At 66.8% G+C, this 16,547-nt stretch carries 15 protein-coding genes; 9 read left to right on the forward strand and 6 right to left on the reverse strand.

Annotated features, from left to right (window positions below):
- Positions 1 to 33 precede the first annotated feature (33 nt).
- Positions 34 to 1,212 (reverse strand): pyridoxal phosphate-dependent aminotransferase, encoded by a 1,179-nt coding sequence (locus tag KBZ14_RS06935; RefSeq protein WP_255117590.1) that lies wholly within the window; start codon positions 1,210 to 1,212, stop codon positions 34 to 36.
- A gap of 120 nt (positions 1,213 to 1,332) precedes the next feature.
- Here KBZ14_RS06935 and KBZ14_RS06940 point away from each other — a divergent pair, with 120 nt between their 5' ends.
- The 4 genes from KBZ14_RS06940 (at position 1,333) to KBZ14_RS06955 (ending at position 5,160) form a co-directional block, all read left to right on the forward strand.
- The gene (locus KBZ14_RS06940; RefSeq protein ID WP_255117591.1) at positions 1,333 to 1,749 is read left to right on the forward strand and encodes a VOC family protein; all 417 of its coding nucleotides are present in this window, start codon (positions 1,333 to 1,335) and stop codon (positions 1,747 to 1,749) included.
- 32 nt (positions 1,750 to 1,781) lie between these two features.
- The gene (locus KBZ14_RS06945) at positions 1,782 to 2,441 is read left to right on the forward strand and encodes a uracil-DNA glycosylase (RefSeq protein ID WP_255117592.1); all 660 of its coding nucleotides are present in this window, start codon (positions 1,782 to 1,784) and stop codon (positions 2,439 to 2,441) included.
- A 45-nt stretch (positions 2,442 to 2,486) separates the two neighbouring features.
- The gene (gene ispG / locus KBZ14_RS06950; protein ID WP_255117593.1) at positions 2,487 to 3,719 is read left to right on the forward strand and encodes a (E)-4-hydroxy-3-methylbut-2-enyl-diphosphate synthase; all 1,233 of its coding nucleotides are present in this window, start codon (positions 2,487 to 2,489) and stop codon (positions 3,717 to 3,719) included.
- Between the two features lie 109 nt (positions 3,720 to 3,828).
- Positions 3,829 to 5,160 (forward strand): S41 family peptidase, encoded by a 1,332-nt coding sequence (locus KBZ14_RS06955; protein ID WP_255117594.1) that lies wholly within the window; start codon positions 3,829 to 3,831, stop codon positions 5,158 to 5,160.
- A gap of 31 nt (positions 5,161 to 5,191) precedes the next feature.
- Here the strand turns inward: KBZ14_RS06955 and KBZ14_RS06960 are convergent, their stop codons facing one another.
- Both KBZ14_RS06960 and mfd read right to left on the reverse strand, forming a co-directional pair.
- Positions 5,192 to 5,368, reverse strand: a complete 177-nt coding sequence (locus KBZ14_RS06960; RefSeq protein ID WP_255117595.1) for a hypothetical protein — start codon at positions 5,366 to 5,368, stop codon at positions 5,192 to 5,194.
- 96 nt (positions 5,369 to 5,464) lie between these two features.
- Positions 5,465 to 9,028, reverse strand: a complete 3,564-nt coding sequence (gene mfd / locus KBZ14_RS06965) for a transcription-repair coupling factor (RefSeq protein WP_255117596.1) — start codon at positions 9,026 to 9,028, stop codon at positions 5,465 to 5,467.
- A 121-nt stretch (positions 9,029 to 9,149) separates the two neighbouring features.
- Here mfd and KBZ14_RS06970 point away from each other — a divergent pair, with 121 nt between their 5' ends.
- Positions 9,150 to 10,001: a hypothetical protein gene (locus KBZ14_RS06970; protein WP_255117597.1), complete on the forward strand. Its 852-nt coding sequence runs from the start codon at positions 9,150 to 9,152 to the stop codon at positions 9,999 to 10,001.
- Positions 10,002 to 10,109: 108 nt separating this feature from the next.
- Here KBZ14_RS06970 and KBZ14_RS06975 read toward each other — a convergent pair whose 3' ends face one another.
- Positions 10,110 to 10,841, reverse strand: coding sequence for a hypothetical protein (locus KBZ14_RS06975; protein WP_255136311.1), 732 nt, complete (start codon positions 10,839 to 10,841; stop codon positions 10,110 to 10,112).
- A gap of 63 nt (positions 10,842 to 10,904) precedes the next feature.
- On the opposite strand from KBZ14_RS06975, the gene KBZ14_RS06980 reads away from it, so the two are divergent.
- The 4 genes from KBZ14_RS06980 (at position 10,905) to KBZ14_RS06995 (ending at position 14,125) form a co-directional block, all read left to right on the forward strand.
- The gene (locus tag KBZ14_RS06980; RefSeq protein ID WP_255117599.1) at positions 10,905 to 11,666 is read left to right on the forward strand and encodes a TerC family protein; all 762 of its coding nucleotides are present in this window, start codon (positions 10,905 to 10,907) and stop codon (positions 11,664 to 11,666) included.
- A gap of 17 nt (positions 11,667 to 11,683) precedes the next feature.
- On the forward strand, positions 11,684 to 12,022 hold the full coding sequence (locus KBZ14_RS06985; protein WP_255117600.1) for a DUF6464 family protein: 339 nt from the start codon (positions 11,684 to 11,686) through the stop codon (positions 12,020 to 12,022).
- A 4-nt stretch (positions 12,023 to 12,026) separates the two neighbouring features.
- On the forward strand, positions 12,027 to 12,683 hold the full coding sequence (locus tag KBZ14_RS06990; protein WP_255117601.1) for a hypothetical protein: 657 nt from the start codon (positions 12,027 to 12,029) through the stop codon (positions 12,681 to 12,683).
- Positions 12,684 to 12,838: 155 nt separating this feature from the next.
- A complete protein-coding gene (locus KBZ14_RS06995) occupies positions 12,839 to 14,125 on the forward strand; it encodes a DEAD/DEAH box helicase (protein WP_255117602.1) in 1,287 nt (428 codons plus the stop codon).
- Here the strand turns inward: KBZ14_RS06995 and fmt are convergent.
- Both fmt and KBZ14_RS07005 read right to left on the reverse strand, forming a co-directional pair.
- Positions 14,122 to 15,156: a methionyl-tRNA formyltransferase gene (gene fmt / locus KBZ14_RS07000; protein ID WP_255117603.1), complete on the reverse strand. Its 1,035-nt coding sequence runs from the start codon at positions 15,154 to 15,156 to the stop codon at positions 14,122 to 14,124. The two genes, KBZ14_RS06995 and fmt, sit on opposite strands and share 4 nt — an antisense overlap.
- On the reverse strand, positions 15,153 to 16,547 hold the full coding sequence (locus tag KBZ14_RS07005) for a TldD/PmbA family protein (RefSeq protein WP_255117604.1): 1,395 nt from the start codon (positions 16,545 to 16,547) through the stop codon (positions 15,153 to 15,155). Before KBZ14_RS07005 ends, fmt begins: the two co-directional genes overlap by 4 nt.

A 16,547-nucleotide genomic window follows, 5' to 3' on the forward strand; every position in this document is an offset into this window, starting at 1 on the left:
CGGATGGACCCCTGGATTCTGCCGGGCCTGGCGTCAGAGGCTGGCTAGGAAGCGCTGCAGGCGTGTCAGGCCATCGTGGATGGTGGCCGTTGATGCCGCACAGGAGAGGCGGATGCAGCGGTCGTCGCCGAAGGCACCACCAGGCACCACCGCCAGGCCTTGTTCGTCCAGCAAGCGGTTGCAGAAGGTCATCGAGTCCAGGCCGGTGCTGCTCACATCCGGAAAGGCATAGAAGGCCCCTTCGGGAGGTAGGAGCTCCAGGCTCTCCAGGGCCCTCAATCCATCACTGAGAAGGGCGCGGCGCTCGTTGAACTGGGTGGCCATCTCCTGCACGCAGTCGCGCGGCCCACTCACGGCGGCCAGGGCGCCGTACTGGGCAAAGCTACACACGTTGCTGGTGCTCTGGCTCTGCAGGGCACTGGCGGCTGCCACCACGGGTTTTGGCCCAGCTAGCCAACCGATGCGCCAGCCGGTCATGGCCCAGCCCTTGGCGAAGCCATTCACAATGAACACCCGATCGGCCAGATCCGGCGCCACCGCTGCGAAGCTGTGGTGCTCGTGGCCCGGGGCCAGCAGGAACTCGTAGATCTCGTCGCACACCACCGCCACCTGGGGGTGGCGGCGTAGAACGGCCGCAATGGCTTCCAGCTCTGGGCGGCTGAGCACCATGCCCGTGGGATTACCCGGGCTGTTGAGCACTAGCAGCTTGCTGGCGGGCGTGATCGCCGCCTCCAGCCTGGCTGAATCGAGGCGGAACCCCTCGCTGGCGGAGCTGGGGATCAGCTTCACCGACGCTCCGGCCAGCTTGGCAATCTCCGGGTAGCTCAGCCAGAAGGGGGCGGGGAGCAGCAGCTCATCGCCCGGACCCAGCAGCACCTGGAACAAGTTGAACAGGGCCTGTTTGCCGCCGTTGGTCACCAGCACCTGATCGCTGCTGGTGGGCACCTGATTCTCGTGGGTGAGCTTGGCGGCAATGGCGTCCCGCAGGGCCGGTTCGCCGGCGGCAGGGCCGTAGCGAGTGTGGCCTGTATCCAGGGCGGCGGCGGCGGCTTCGCGGATGAAGGCGGGGGTGTCGAAGTCCGGCTCGCCGGCGCTAAGGCTGCAGATGTCCTTGCCCTCCGCCTTGAGGGCCTTGGCCCGGGCGGCAATGGCCAGGGTGAGGGAGGGCTGCAGAGCTTCTGCCCGGGCAGACAGCGACAACGGGCGCAGCATGCGGAGCAGCGACGGACAACAGCAGCCCTGCGCAGCGTTGCCAGGGATAGCTCTCATCCTGCCCTACGCCCCATCCCCGATTGGTTCGGCGCAGACTTTTTGCTATCCGCTGTGGCTGCCTTGGTTGCCTCCTCCGTTCCGGGCTGCTCGATCGTGCTGGCGGCCGACGACCCTGCGGGACTGGCGGCCTTCTACGGCTCCCTGCTGCAGCAGCCGCCCACAGTCGGTCTGTCGGCCAGCCATTGGCGCTTGGCCCTGCCGGCCGGTGGCCAGCTGCAGATCTATGGACCCTCCCGCTCCCGCCCCCGGCCCCGCCAGGAGGGGCGCCTGGCCCTGTGCCTGCAGCGGCCTGGCGATGGCAAGGCCCTGCATGGTTGGATCCTGCAGGCCCAGGCCCTGGGTGCTCAGGTGTTGGATGGACCGCGGCAGGAGCCCTTCGGCTGGGAGGCCTGGCTGGCGGATCCGGAGGGCAACCGGCTGTTGCTGCTGGTGCTCGCGTCTGCGCAAACGGTTCCTGCGGCAGGGAAGGGCCCATAGGATCGCGGCCCCATCGCCCCCCTGGCTCTGGCATGTCTGAGCTGTTGTCGGCGCCGCTGTTTGCCCAGGCCCAAGGGGTGGTGCCGCTGGATCGCGATCCGGCTCTGGCCCAGTTGGCTAGCGATTGCCAGGCCTGCCGTCGCTGTTCCCTGGGGGCCAGTCGCCTCAATGTGGTGGTGAGCCGCGGCAACCCCCGGGCCCGCTTGATGGTGATCGGCGAGGGTCCGGGTGCCCAGGAGGACGAGCTGGGCCAGCCCTTTGTGGGGCGCTCCGGCCAGCTGCTGGATCTGATGCTCGAGAGCGTGGGCATCCATAGCAATCGCGATGCCTACGTGTGCAACATCGTGAAGTGCCGGCCGCCGGAGAACCGCAAGCCCACCGCGCTGGAGATGGCGGCCTGCCGTCCCTGGCTGGATCAGCAGATTGCCCTGGTAGATCCTCAGGTGATCCTGCTGGCGGGGGCCACGGCGGTTGAGGGTCTGCTGGGGATCAAGGGGGGCATCACCAAGCTGCGCGGCCAGTGGCGCCAAGGGGAAGGGGGCAGCCTGGAGGGCCGTTGGCTGATGCCGATCTTTCACCCCTCTTATCTGCTGCGCAATCCCTCCAAGGAGCGGGGGGCTCCCAAGTGGCTCACCTGGCACGATCTCCAGGACGTGCAGCGGCGGCTGGTGCAGCTCCAGGGCCCCAGCTGATAGTTGCTTTGTGACAGGCTTGCGGCACCCCCCGGCCCCCCACCGATGACCGGCACCCTGGTCCGCTCCGACGCCCCTGCCACCGACTGGGCCAGCGACCCCCGCTTTGACACGGTGATCCGCCGCCGCAAGACCCGCAGCGTGCGGGTGGGCGATGTGTGGATCGGCAGTGAGCACCCGGTGGTGGTGCAGTCGATGATCAATGAGGACACCCTCGATATCGAGGGCGCCACCGCCGGTATTCGCCGGTTGCATGAGGCGGGCTGCGAGGTTGTGCGGCTCACGGTTCCCTCCTTGGCCCATGCCAAAGCCGTGGGTGAGATCCGCAAGCGCTTGGAGGACAGCTATCAGCCGGTGCCCCTGGTGGCGGATGTGCACCACAACGGCATGAAGATCGCCCTCGAGGTGGCCCACCACGTGGACAAGGTGCGCATCAATCCGGGCCTGTTTGTCTTCGACAAGCCTGATCCGAATCGCACCGAGTTCTCCCCTGAGGAGATCGCCGCCATCGGCGAGCGCATCGTGGAGACCTTCGAGCCCCTGGTGAACCTGCTCAAGCAGCAGGATAAGGCCCTGCGCATCGGCGTGAACCATGGCTCCCTGGCGGAGCGGATGCTGTTTGCCTACGGCGATACCCCCCTGGGGATGGTGGAGAGCGCCCTTGAGTTCATCCGCATCTGTGACCGGCTCGATTTCCACAACATCTGCATCTCGATGAAGGCGTCCCGGGCGCCGGTGATGTTGGCGGCCTACCGACTGATGGCCCACCGCATGGATGCCGAGGGCTTCCACTACCCCCTGCACCTGGGGGTCACCGAGGCCGGCGACGGCGATTACGGCCGCATCAAGAGCACAGCCGGCATCGCCACGCTGCTCTCCGATGGCCTGGGGGACACGATTCGTGTGTCGCTCACCGAGGCGCCGGAGAAGGAGATTCCCGTTTGCTATTCGATCCTGCAGGCCCTGGGGCTGCGCAAGACGATGGTGGAGTACGTGAGCTGCCCCAGTTGCGGCCGCACCCTGTTCAACCTGGAGGAGGTGCTGCACAAAGTGCGCAATGCCACCGCGCACCTCACCGGCCTGGACATCGCCGTGATGGGCTGCATCGTGAACGGTCCTGGTGAGATGGCCGATGCCGATTACGGCTACGTGGGCAAGACCCCCGGCGTGATCTCGCTGTATCGCGGCCGTGAGGAGATCCGTCGGGTGCCGGAGGCCGAGGGGGTGGAGGCCCTGATTGCGCTGATCAAGGACGACGGCCGCTGGGTGGATCCCTGAGATAGCGGTTACCCGGCCCTTCCCACCCTGCCTGTGGGGGCTAGCTTGTAGGCAGAAAAGGGCTTTGGGAGCTCGCTGAATGGGGATAGGTCGCACCATGCGTCGCGCCATGAGTCGCACGATCGGCCGCGCCCCGGTTGTCGTGCTGGTGGGTGTTGGGGCGATGGCCGCTGCGGTGGTTCCTCCCCTGTTGGGCCCCAGCGCGGCGTCGCTGATCAGCGATAGCCCCAAGGAGGTGATCGACCAGACTTGGCAGATCGTCTTCCGTGACTATCTCGACACTACGGGTAAGTACACCCCGGAGAAGTGGCGCACCCTGCGCAAGTCGGTGCTCACCAAGAGCTACGGCAGCACCAAGGAGAGCTATGAGGCCATCCGCGGGATGCTCGGCAGCCTCGATGACCCCTACACCCGCTTCCTGGATCCCCGGGAATTCAAGGAGATGCAGATCGACACCTCGGGAGAGCTCTCTGGGGTCGGCATTCAGCTGAGCCTTGACAAGGACACGAAGGAACTGGTGGTGGTGTCGCCGATTGAGGGCTCACCGGCCTCACGGGCCGGGGTGATGCCCAAGGACGTGATCATCTCGATCGACGGCAAGAGCACCAAGGGCATGTCCACTGAGGACGCGGTGAAGTTGATCCGCGGCCAGGCCGGCAGCAAGGTGACCATCCAGCTGCGCCGCGCTGGCAAGGTGGTGGAGGCTCCACTGGTGAGGGAGCGCATCGAGCTCCACGCCGTGGATCACCAGGTGAACACCACCGGGGATGGCACCAAGATCGGCTACATCCGGCTAAAGCAGTTCAATGCCAATGCCGCCAAGGATATGGCCGCGGCGGTAAAGGACCTGGAGGGCAAGGATGTGCAGGGCTACGTGCTTGACCTGCGCAGCAACCCTGGCGGCCTGCTGATGGCGAGCATCGCCATTGCGCGCCAGTGGATGGATGAGGGGATCATCGTGTCCACAAAGACCCGAGATGGTATTCAGGACATCAAGCGTGCAAATGGTCGGGCTCTTACCAAGCGCCCCCTAGTGATTCTGGTGAACGAGGGTTCCGCTAGCGCCAGCGAAATCCTCTCCGGTGCCCTGCAGGACAATCACCGTGCGGTGCTGGTAGGTGAGAAAACTTTCGGCAAGGGGTTGGTGCAGTCGGTGCGGGGACTCTCCGATGGCTCCGGCATGACCGTGACCATCGCCAAGTACCTCACTCCCAGTGGCCGCGATATCCATAAGCATGGCATCGATCCGGATGTGCGGGCCAAGCTCACTGAGGCCGAGGCCCAGAAGCTGCGCCTCGAAGACCTCGGCACCAAGAAGGATAGCCAGTACCGGATGGCCGAATCCACCTTGTTGAAACAGATACGTGGCGCTGGGGTGGTGACCAAGGCCAAGGCCTTCAACCCCACCACCACCAACCTGCCGGCCGCGCTTCAGCGCTAAGAGGTGAGACCAGCGCCCTCGCTTTGGCTCGTCAGGCGCTGCCGCCGACGGGCTGCATCAGGCCGCCACCGGGGCTGGAATCATCGTCGTCATTGCCCGTGTCTCCCTGGGTGAGGGCATAGATGCCGAGGGCCACAAGACTCACCAAGCCTGAAATCAGGCCAAAGCCCCCCTCAAGGCCGCCCGAGACATCCATCAGTTCGCCCATGGGCCAGCCCGGTGTGTGCTGTGAAGTGTAACGAAGGTTTGAGTTGGTTGCGTTGGGCCTTCCGGCGCAGGCGGTTTCGGCTGTCTGCATCTCTCATCAAACGCTCAAAACAGCCTCGTTGGCCGCCTTCATTTGTGCGGCCCGCTGGGCCTCGGTGAGGCCATCGGCCCCGGGGATCTGTTCCGCCATCTGGTTCAGCCAGCCCATCAGTTCCTCCAACTGTTTGTCGGCCGGCAGCACCCCCAGGCCCCGGGCCAGCACCTTGGCGGTGCTCCCCGATCCGGCCTGATACACGAGCCGCCCATGCAGGTGCTGGGGCAGGCCCTGGCGTAGCAGCCGGAATGCTGGCTCCTCCATCGGGGTGTCGAGGGCGATGTTGGGCTTCTCCGGCTTGATGCGCGAGAAGCCGCAGCGCTTCGCCACCAGCTTCAGTTCCATCAGCAGCAGCAGCGATTGCACCGGCGCGGGGATGGCGCCGTAGCGATCCACCCAGCCGGCTGCCAGCTCCACCAGGGCCTCCTTGCTGCTGCAGTCGGCCGCGGCGCGGTAAGCGGCCATCTTCTCGTCGTTCTCGGTGATCCAGTCGCCGGGGATGAAGGCGGTGATCGGTAGATCGATCTGGGTGTCGTCCACCGCTGGGATGTCCTGCCCCTGGATCTCTGCAAGGGATTCCTGCAGCATTTCCATGTAGAGGTCGAAGCCGATGGTTTCCATTTGGCCGCTCTGCTCCACCCCCAGCAGGTTGCCCACGCCGCGGATCTCCATGTCGCGCATGGCCAGCTGGTAGCCGCTGCCCAACTGGGCGAATTCCTGAATCGCTCGTAGCCGCTGGCGCGCCGCCTCGCTCAGGGAGGCATCGCCGGGATAGAAGAGCCACGCGTGGGCCTGGATGCCGCTCCGGCCCACTCGGCCCCGTAGTTGATAGAGCTGGGCCAGGCCGAACTTGTGGGCGTCCTCGATCAGGATTGTGTTCACGCGCGGGATGTCCAGGCCGCTCTCCACGATCGTGGTGCAGAGCATCAGGTCGGCCTCGCCGGCGTTGAAGGCCACCATGGCGCTCTCCAGCTCCCCCTCGGCCATCTGGCCGTGGGCCACCAGCAGCCGCAGGCCGGGAACCATGGCCCGCAACTGGGCGGCCACATCCTCGATGCCCTCCACCCGGGGCACCACATAGAAGATCTGGCCACCGCGGTCGAGCTCCTGGCGGATGGCGCTGCGCACCGCCTCCTCATCGAGGGCGGCCAGGTGGGTTTTGATCGGCCGGCGCAGGGGCGGTGGCGTGGTGATCAGGCTCATCTCCCGCACGCCGGAGAGGCTCATGTAGAGGGTGCGCGGGATCGGCGTGGCGCTCAGCGTCAATACGTCCACGTCTTTTCTGAGAGCCTTGATCTTTTCCTTCTGGTTCACGCCGAACCGTTGTTCCTCATCCACCACCAGCAGGCCTAATTGCTTGAAGGTGGTGCTCTTGCCGAGCAGTTGGTGGGTGCCCACCACCACATCCACGGTGCCTGCGGCCAGGCCCTCCTGGATCACCTTGCGCTCGCCGGCGGTGCGGAAGCGGTTGAGCAGGCTCACCTTGAGGGGATAAGGGGCGAAGCGTTCGGTGAGCGAGCGCCAGTGCTGCTGGGCCAGCACCGTGGTGGGGGCCAGCATCGCCACCTGTTTGCCGGCCGTGACGGCTTTGAAGATGGCGCGGATGGCCACTTCGGTTTTGCCGAAGCCCACATCGCCGCACACCAGCCGGTCCATAGGCTGGGGTTGCTCCATATCTCGTTTCACATCGCTGATCGCCTTCACTTGGTCGGGGGTGGGCTCGTAGGGGAAGGAGTCTTCGAGTTCGCTCTGCCAGGGGCCATCGGCGGGGAAGGCGAAGCCCGGGGCCTGGTGGCGCTCGGCGTAGAGCTTCACCAGGTCCACCGCCACCTTGCGCACGGCTTTCTTGGCCCGCTCTTTGGCCTTGGCCCAGGCAGTGCCGCCCATGCGGTTCAGGTCGGGCGGAGCGTCGCTGGTGGCGCGGTAGCGGCCCAGGCTGCCCAGCTGATCGGCCGCCACCCGTAGCAGGCCATCGGCGTACTGCACCACCAGGTAATCCCGCGATTCGCCGCTGATGGCCAGCTTCTCCAGCTTGAGGAACTTGCCGATGCCGTGGTTGCGGTGCACCACGAAATCGCCCGGCTGCATCTTGTTGGGATCCACCGTGCGGCTTGCTGCCTTGCGGCGCCGACGCACGTAGCCGGTGGCGGCCAAGCTCTGCTGGCCGAAGAATTCCCGATCGGTGATCAGCACCAGCTTCCAGGCCGGCAACTGCAGCCCTTCCAGCTCGGCGGTGCCGCGGGTTTTGAGGGCCACTGGCGTGGCTTGCTCCACTAGCCGCTCGATGGCGGGGAAGTCACTGGGGTTCGGCACGAACCGCGTGATGCAGTCGTGCTCCTCCAGCAGGGCCACGGCCCGGCTGGGCTGGGCCGAGAGCAGCCACACCGTGGACTTCTCGGCCACAAACCCCTTCACGAGGCCGGCGAGTTTGCCGAAGGCATTGGGGTAGGCCGGCACCGACCGGGAGGCCAGATCAAAACTGTTGGGGTGGTTGTCGGTTTCGTGCAGTTCCGCCAGATCGAAGCCGGCAAAGGCGTTGGCTTGCTCTAGGGCTGCGGCGGGCGGGCGGTGCAGCAGCGGTGGCAGCTCCAGCCCCAGTTCCTGCACCACATCAGTGTGGTGATCGGCGGCGTGGTCAAACCACTGCTGGCCGTGGGAGAGGCAGTGTCGCCGCTCATCCACGGCGATCAGGGTGTTGGGGGGGAGGTAGTTGAGCAGGGAGGCCGGCCGCTGCCAGGCCAGGCCCATCAGCCTTCGCATGCCCTCGGGGGTGCCGCCCTCCAGCAGCAGGTCGCTGGCTTCCGGGCTGAGCAGTTGATCCAGCCCATCGGGCATGGACTCTCGCAGTGCTTCGGCAATCAGGGGGCCGTAGCCGGTGGGGGTGAGGCGCACCACCTCGATGGCATCAAGGGAGCGCTGGGACGCGGGATCAAATTCCCGCAGTTTTTCCAGCTCCTCGCCAAAGAACTCGAGCCGCACGGGAAGCTCGGCACTCACCGGGAACAGGTCGACGATGTCGCCCCGTCGGCTCCAGCTGCCTTCCTGTTCAATCGTGGGCACCCGCTCGTACCCGAGCCGGGTGAGGGTGGCCGCCAACTCCTCCAGATTCACCGTGTCGCCCTTGCGCAGGCTCAGGCACTGGTGCTGCAGCGCATCGGGGGGCGGCAGGTGGGGCTGTAGGGCCCGCTCGGTGGCCACGATCGCCTGGCGCCTCGTGCTGCCGGCACCACCATCGAGCAGCTCGCTCAGCACCTGCAGTTGCCCCCAGGTGATCTCACTGGTGGGATCAAAGGGCTCGTAGGGGCTCCCTTCGCTGGTGGGATAGAGCTGGCAGCTGTCCCAGCCCATCAGCTCCAGCAGGGCTGCCCAGCGGCCCGCCTCTTCCAGGGTGGGAACGATCACCAGCAGTGGCGCTTCGGCTGCCGCCGCGAGGGCACTGCTCACCAGGGCTCGCGCCCCCCGGCCCGCCCCACTAAGTCGAAGGCGCTCTGCCCGTTGCAGGCGCAGCAGCACCTCCCCGGTGAGGGTCACCTGCTGCAGCTGACGCACCAGGGCGGTGAGGGGCATTGGAGCAAACCTGCGGAGCCGGGCATCCTCGCAAGTGGAAAGGGTGCGCGCGCGCCAGAATTGGCCGAGAGCGTGGCAGTCGAGCCGTGGATGTCACGAAGGTTGTGCCCTTGCAGCCCTGATGGCCCGCTACCGCTGCCCCTATTGCCACCCCAGGCCCGTGCTGGTTCAACGCCGCTCCAATGGCGCTCTGCATTGCGGCCATTGCGGCGATCCGCTCGAGCGGGTTCTCCTGGTGCGTCCGCTGCCCGCGCTGGTCGGTCTTCTGGTCCTCGGTGGCCTGGCGCTCACGGCGGCGGCGCAGCATCCATCCGTGATGCCGTCGGCGCCGCCGCAGCTCAGGCCGCAGGACTACCCGCTCTCCAGTGGTCGGGAGGCGGTGCTGCATGCCCAGTTGGAGGCGGCCGATCGCCGCTGGCAACCCCGGGCTGAGCCCCTGCCTGGTGGGGGCACCCGCTACGTCTACAAGCGTCGTGCTGGCGATCCCGCCCTGTCTGTTGAACAGATCAAGCGATTGATCCAGAACCCGCCTCGGTTCGACACCGAGCGCCGTGCCATCGATGCCCTGCTGGTTCAGCTGCGTTCCCGCGGCGTCAGGGTGGTGCTGGGGCCCCCTCGCAAGGCTGGGGCTGCCGGGGAATGGGAACCCCGCGCGCGCACCCTGCGGATCCGGCCAGATGTGCCTGCCAAGGGCAGCCGCGAGTTCGCGACGGTGCTCAACCACGAGGCCATTCACGTGGCCCAGAGCTGCCGCCGCGGGCTGCTGGAGTTGCATCCCCAACCCTTGGGCCTTTCCAGGGCCGTGGATGCCCAGGCGCGCCGCCACCTCAGCGACCCCCTCTACGCCAAGGCCTCGCCACGGGAGCGGGCCCTGGAGGAAGAGGCCTACGCCAACCAGCACCGCCTCGATCTGGGCGCCCGGCTGGTGCAAGCCCATTGCCGTATGCCGGGCGGGAAACCGCTGCCGATGTGAATGTCCTTGAGCCCTGCCGAGTGCCTAGCCAACCGTCAGCGCGTTGCTTCTGCGCTCAGACCAGGGTTGGTGCTCAACGCTTTGCACATCCCGGCCTAATACTCACGCCTATTTGGAGGTGCTCTCCATGAGCTCCCCTTCCAGAAGCATGTTGAAGTGCAGCAGTTGCTCATCGCTGAGTTGCTGGCGGCTGGCGAGTTGGAAATGTTCCTCTAGGAACGCACGGCCCTGGCTGGCATCCCACTGGAGCTGCTGCAGCATCTGATCGCACTGGGACAAGAGATCGGCCCGGCGGAGCGGCACCGGTGCGCTGGCGGGATCGCTGCCGGGGCTCAGCTGTTGCACCGTTTTGAGATAGGCGCTCAGGTCGCCGTAGCTGGTGAGCCGTGAGCGGCTCGGGTGGCCAAAGGCCCGCTGCAGGTAAGTGGATTCCTGATCGCGGTCCCAGCCCAGCCGTTGCAGGTGTAGATCCAAGGCCGCCAGCTCGTCGCTCCAGTCGTCAGGTGGTTGCTGGATCCCTTCTGTCGGGGGCAGTTCAGGGCTGGCGGGTGCCTCAAGTGGGGCGTTGGTTTCCGCTGCTTCCCCCATAGGGCGCCGAATCACGCTGTTGCGGGCCTGCGGGGTGGGGATCGGCGTTGCCGCTGCCGTTGGCGGCGCTGGTGTCCCGGCTGGGGTGGTCACCAGTCGCTTCTGGAGGCGCTCGATTGCTCGGTCTTCCGCCACCTCGGCGCTCTCTGCCTCCCCCAGTGCACTGCCCAGGCAGGCCCCCTGCTGCCAGGCCGATACCCGCACCACGCGCCGGCCAGCTTCAGCGTGCACCAGTCGGGCCTTCAGCTGCATCGCGCGGTTGCCGCTCGAACACGCTTCCTAGAGTGCCTGCTTCCGGCCTCCGCTGCAGATCTGATGGAAGCCGAGTCGATTCCCTCCCTGTCTCCCTTGATCGAAGGGGCGGATCAATGGGGCGAATTGCTGGCGCTCCTGCCGCTCTTGGTGGCGCTCGAGGCGGTGCTGTCCGCCGATAACGCCATTGCACTGGCGGCTATTTCCCGCAGTCTGCGCACTCCGGCACTCCAGGGCCAGGCCCTCAACCTGGGATTGGCGCTAGCGCTTGTCTTCCGGCTGGGATTGATCGCTGCCGCCAGCTGGGTTCTGGATTTCTGGCCCCTGCAGCTGGCGGCGGCGGGTTATCTGTTGTGGCTCAGTGGCAGCAACTTGCTGCCCCGCTGGTTCCGTTCGCACGCCGGGGATCCCGAGGTGGCGGCCGATGCCGCTCCTGAGGCCGAGACCAGCGCCCCCACCGATCGGCCGTTGCTGGCGGTGGTGGCCACCCTGGCCGTGACCGACCTCGCCTTCTCCATCGACAGCGTTGCGGCGGCTGTGGCCGTGAGCGACAACCTGCTTCTGGTGATGGCTGGTGGTGTGATCGGCGTGATTGCCCTGAGGCTCACCTCAGCCCTCTTCATTCGCTGGCTGGCTGTGTTTCGCCACCTCGAGGCTGCCGGCTATCTGGCGGTGGGGCTGGTGGGGGTGCGGTTGGTGCTGCGGCTGGTGGCCCCACAGTTGGTGCCACCGGAATGGGGTTTGCTGCTCCTGGTGGCGCTGTTGTTCCTCTGGGGCTTCTCTGCGCGCAATCCGGCGGCTGATCCCGCTGAGATCAATTCCTGAGTTGTGCTGCTGAATCGATGCGCGTTGAGTTGCGACAGGCCGGCAGCAACCACTTGCTGGAGTTTCTGGATCTCGAGGACATCCCCCAGCCGGGCCGCTGGCTGGAACTGGAGGACCGCAGCTTCCTGGTGCTCCAGCGGCACCACCGCTACCAGCTGCGAGCCGGGCGCTATGAGCTGGCGGCCATTGCTCTGCAGGTGAAGCCCCAGAAACGGCCAGCGGATGCCCGCTGGTGGGAGGGGCGCTGGGTGATCGGTGACCCCAGCTGTCGATTCAATGCCCGCACCCCTCTGCTGCGCTGCGCGGTGTTGCCTGATGGGCCCTGTGAGCGCTGCGCCCACTTCAGCCCCGACTGATCCCATGGCGACTTGGTATGAGGGACAACTGGTGTCTGGCCATGGCGTGGCGTCGGGACGGGCGGGAGAGAGTCCCTACCCCGCTGGCACGATCAGCCTGCAGGCGCCCTTCTTCCGGCAACTGGGGCTGGACTTGGGGGGCTTCCAGCTCGGCACCCTCAACCTCGATTTCAGTCCCGGCGAATGGCGGTTGCGGGATCCCGACCACTGCTTTCCCCAGCTGCGCTGGACCGATCGACATCCGCCGGAAACCTTTTCCTTCTGGCGTTGCCGCCTGCTGCGCTGTTCCCAGGCGCCCGGGCTGGCCGTGGACGCGTTGGTCTACCACCCCCATCCCGAAACCAAACGGGCCCACCACCAGCGCCCTTCACTGCTGGAGGTGTTGGCACCTCCCCTGGGGCCCGTGGCGGTGGCCGATCGTTTCGCCCTGGAGCTCGATCCATGCCGCTGCCGGCTCATCCAGCCGGAGCGCCTGCGGGCTCGGCTGCTGGAGTTCTTGAAGTTCCGGGTGTTGGCAGCCCAGGACAGCTTCTTCGACGGCAGCGATTTGCAGGCATTCCGGGCCTGGTTGAAGGGCTGCTGGCCCGAGGCTTGCGACCTGGCTGATGCCGACCTGCAGCGCACCCTGGAGCAGGCCCGCCGGCTCTACACCGAGGGCTGACGCAGGGGTGCGGCCTAGGGTGAAGCCATCCTCTGAGATGAGCTCCGATTTCCCTGTCATCCAACCCAGCTCCGGGTCAGGAGCAGCGTTCGCGGCCCCGGCGCCTCGCCCGTGCCGCGACATCGGAGCCCTCCCATGCCCCGGCTGTGGCGGCCGTGTCTGACGAGGAGCTCAGCCAATCGGCCTTTGCGGTCCTGGGTCTGGGCCGCCCGATCGTGCAGGCGGTTGTGGAGAAGGGCTACACCACCCCCTCACCCATCCAGCAGCAGTGCATCCCCGCGGTGTTAGCGGGCCACGATGTCATGGCCGCCGCCCAGACAGGTACCGGTAAGACCGCCGGTTTCACCCTGCCGATGCTGGAGCGGTTGCGCCATGGCCCCCACGCCCGCAACAACCTCGTGCGGGCCCTGGTGCTCACCCCCACCCGCGAGCTTGCCGCCCAGGTGGGCGAGAACGTGGCGGCCTATTCACGCCACTTGGATCTGCGCTCCGATGTGGTGTTCGGTGGCGTGAAGATCAATCCGCAGATGATGCGTTTGCGGCGCGGCACTGACGTGCTTGTGGCCACACCGGGCCGGTTGATGGATCTGGCCCAGCAGAACGCCGTGAAGCTCGACCGGGTGGAAATCCTGGTGCTGGATGAAGCCGATCGGATGCTGGATATGGGCTTCATCCGCGATATCCATAAGATCCTGGCCCTGTTGCCTCCCAAGCGCCAGAACCTGCTGTTCTCCGCCACGTTTGAGGCCTCGATCAAGAAGCTGGCCACAGGCCTGCTCCACAACCCGGTGCAGCTGCAGGCCACACCCGAGAATCGCACGGCCACCACGGTGGAGCACGTGCTTCATCCCTGCGACATGGCCCGCAAACCCGACCTGCTCTCCCATTTGATTAAGAGCAACGACTGGCAGCAGGTGCTGGTGTTCTCCCGTACCAAGCACGGCGCCAATCGCATCGCCGAGCGGCTCACCAAGGAGGGGATGGAGGCCGCCGCTATCCACGGCAACAAGAGCCAGGGGGCCCGCACTAGGGCCCTGGCGGGCTTCAAGAGCGGTGAGGTGCGGGTGTTGGTGGCCACCGATATCGCGGCGCGGGGCATCGACATCCACCAGCTTCCCCACGTGGTGAACCTGGATCTCCCCAACCAAGCGGAGGACTATGTGCACCGCATCGGTCGCACCGGCCGCGCCGGCCACAGCGGCCACGCCGTGTCTCTGGTGGCCGCCGAGGAGCATGAGCTGCTGCGGGCCATTGAGCGGATGATCGGCAACCCGTTGCCCAAGCAGGCCGTGCCGGGCTTTGAGCCCACCATCCTCTCCGCACCGCCCCTGGATCTCAGTGGTGGCCGGGGCCGAGGCGGCTCCCGTGGCGGCTCCCGCGGTGCCCCATCTCGCGCGGCCCGGCCCGCGGCTCCCCGCAGCCGGCGCGCCCCAGGCCGTTAAGCCTGGGGCTCAGGGCCCAGCTGGTCGCCCACCTTGGCCCCCAGTTGTTGGATCAGTACCGGCCCTGCAGAGGCGGTTTTGCCCTCCAGCTGGGCCTCGCGCACCAGCACCGGACACCCCTGGGTGGCCACCACCAGACCGATCCCGTCGGCGATCGCCAGCACCCTGCCCGGAGCGGCTTCTGTGGTGGTCAGGCCGCCCTGCTGGGCTAGCAGCTGCCCTTCCGGACTGAGTTGCGCGGCCAGCCGTTGTACCAGGGGTTCGGTGGCCAGCAGTTTCAGTCGCTTGCCCTGCCAGCTGGTGGTGGCGCCGGGGTAGAGCCCCATCACTTTGCGGTGGATGGCCAGGGCGGAGCTGTTCCAATCGATGCTGAAGTCGTTCCGGGTGAGCATGCGCGCGTAGGTGAGGCCCTCCTCCAGTTGGGGGGTCACCCCCAACCGCGCCCAGCGCTCCGCCTGCGGGCCGGTGCCTACGGCTGCGATCCGCGGCAGCGCCTCCACCAGCAGCTCAGCCGTGAGCGCCGCTAAGCGCTGCCCCAGCTGCTGGGCGTTCTCCAGTAGGCCGATTGGGATCGCACGCTCGAGCAGCACGGGGCCCGTATCCAGCCCTTCCTCCATGGCCATCACGCCCACCCCGGTGTGGCTATCGCCCTCCAGCAGGCTCCATTGAATGGGTCCCGCCCCGCGCCAGCGGGGCAGTAGGGATCCATGGCCGTTCCAGCAGCCCAGGGGCGGCTGGGCCAGCACCTCCGGCGGCAGGATCTGGCCGTAGGCCACCACCACGGAGAGGTCTGCCTCCAGGGCGGCGAGCCGGGCCTGGCACTCGGAATCGCGGCGGATCCGTTCCGGGGTGAACACCGGAATACCGAGCTCCAGGGCCCTGGCTTTCACTGCGGAGGCCATCAGCTGCTTGCCGCGCCCCCGGCGGCGGTCGGGTTGGGTGACGACCCCCACCAGCTGATGGTCTGCCGCCACTAGGGCCTCGAGGCTGGGAACGGCATAGGCGGGCGTTCCCCAGAACAGGATCTTCACGCTTCGCCGGTGATGGACAGGCCCTCCACCCACACCAGAGGGCAGAGCCCATCGGGGGTGATCTTGGCCTCCCCTTCAAAGCCCACGATCGCCTTGAGCAGGGTGCGGATGTCCCCGGCCACCGTGGCAGCTTCCACGGAACGCACCTCGCCGTTCTTCACCAGCCAGCCGTCGAATGGCAACGAAAAGGATCCTTGGCTGGCCTTCACTCCCGCATGCAGGGCTGAGAGGGAGTCGATCCACACGATCGGCTCGTCCGCCTTGTACCGATCCAGGCCCTGCTGGCCACCGCCACTCCCAGGGGTGGGCCCAATCTCGAACCAGTCCGGTCCAACCGACACCTTGGCCCCTAGGCCCGCATGGCCGGTGGGGGCCACGCCAAAGGCGCGGGCGGTGGCCTCAGAGTGCAGGAAGTTGCGCAACGTGCCGCCCTCCAGCAGGGTTAGGCGCCGTGTGGGGGTTCCTTCGCCATCGAACGTCGAGGCGCCGATGTTGCCCGGGTGCAGGCCGTTGTCGTGGAGGTCGAGGAAGGGCACTGCCAGTCGCTCGCCGATCGCGTCACGGTTGCTCAGGCTCACGCCGTCGAGCACGGCTCGGCCGTTGAACAGGCTGCTGAAGGCACCGATCAGATCGAGGAACGCCTCGGGACTGAACACGCAGGTGTAGCGCCCGGTTTCGATCGGTGCGTAGTTGAGGTGGCTGATGGTGCGCTCGGCGGCCTCGTTGATGCAGCCGGCGATGTCGAGATCGCTGGCGCCATAGGCGAGGCGCACAGCTCCTGAACTGCGAGGTTTACGTCCTGCTTCTTCGGCCCTGGCATAGAGGTAGAGGCTGGCGGTGCTCAGGCGTTGCTGGCGGCAGGCACCGTCGCTGTTGAGGTAAAGGCGCTCGCTGCTGCGCTCGGCCAGGCCGTTGTAGGGCACGGTGCCAATCGCGGCATGGCGATTCAGCAGTTGCCGTTCTGCGTCCTTGAGGGTGTCCAGCAGCGTGAGGATGCCCTGGGGTGCGTGGATTGGTTGATCCAAGGCTGCTACGGGAGCCGTGGCCAGGGGGGAGAAGGCGGGGGTGTCTTCGGCATTGCCGAAGGCGCTGGCATCGCGGGCGCCGGACAGGGCGCGCTCCAGCCCGTCATCGGACAGATCGGAGGTGCTGGTGATGCCCACCAGGCCTGCGTCGTTCCACACCCGCACGGTGATGGAGCTGCGCTGGGCACCTTTCATCTGCTTGGCTTCCCCCCGGTCCACCTGCACGGAGGTGTCGGTACTGCAGGCGGCGCCCAGGTCCCACTGGCGAATACCGGCATTGGTGGCGAGCTGCTCGAGCTTGCTGCGCAGTTGTTCGGCCTGGAGGCCTGCGCTGGCGGGAGCCCCGTTGGCAATCGTGGCGGTCAT

The sequence above is a fragment of the Synechococcus sp. HJ21-Hayes genome, assembly GCF_024345835.1.
Taxonomy (GTDB): domain Bacteria; phylum Cyanobacteriota; class Cyanobacteriia; order PCC-6307; family Cyanobiaceae; genus Vulcanococcus.

Bases quoted from the DNA above. Each gene is read 5' to 3' on its own strand.
- KBZ14_RS06990 (WP_255117601.1), top strand. From the start codon at position 12,027: ATGGCGACTTGGTATGAGGGACAACTGGTGTCTGGCCATGGCGTGGCG.
- KBZ14_RS06935 (WP_255117590.1), bottom strand. From the start codon at position 1,212: ATGCTGCGCCCGTTGTCGCTGTCTGCCCGGGCAGAAGCTCTGCAGCCC.
- KBZ14_RS06960 (WP_255117595.1), bottom strand. From the start codon at position 5,368: ATGGGCGAACTGATGGATGTCTCGGGCGGCCTTGAGGGGGGCTTTGGC.
- KBZ14_RS06945 (WP_255117592.1), top strand. From the start codon at position 1,782: ATGTCTGAGCTGTTGTCGGCGCCGCTGTTTGCCCAGGCCCAAGGGGTG.
- KBZ14_RS06980 (WP_255117599.1), top strand. From the start codon at position 10,905: ATGGAAGCCGAGTCGATTCCCTCCCTGTCTCCCTTGATCGAAGGGGCG.
- KBZ14_RS06955 (WP_255117594.1), top strand. From the start codon at position 3,829: ATGAGTCGCACGATCGGCCGCGCCCCGGTTGTCGTGCTGGTGGGTGTT.
- KBZ14_RS06970 (WP_255117597.1), top strand. From the start codon at position 9,150: ATGGCCCGCTACCGCTGCCCCTATTGCCACCCCAGGCCCGTGCTGGTT.
- KBZ14_RS06985 (WP_255117600.1), top strand. From the start codon at position 11,684: ATGCGCGTTGAGTTGCGACAGGCCGGCAGCAACCACTTGCTGGAGTTT.
- ispG (WP_255117593.1), top strand. From the start codon at position 2,487: ATGACCGGCACCCTGGTCCGCTCCGACGCCCCTGCCACCGACTGGGCC.
- KBZ14_RS06975 (WP_255136311.1), bottom strand. From the start codon at position 10,841: ATGCAGCTGAAGGCCCGACTGGTGCACGCTGAAGCTGGCCGGCGCGTG.
- mfd (WP_255117596.1), bottom strand. From the start codon at position 9,028: ATGCCCCTCACCGCCCTGGTGCGTCAGCTGCAGCAGGTGACCCTCACC.
- KBZ14_RS07005 (WP_255117604.1), bottom strand. From the start codon at position 16,547: ATGACCGCCACGATTGCCAACGGGGCTCCCGCCAGCGCAGGCCTCCAG.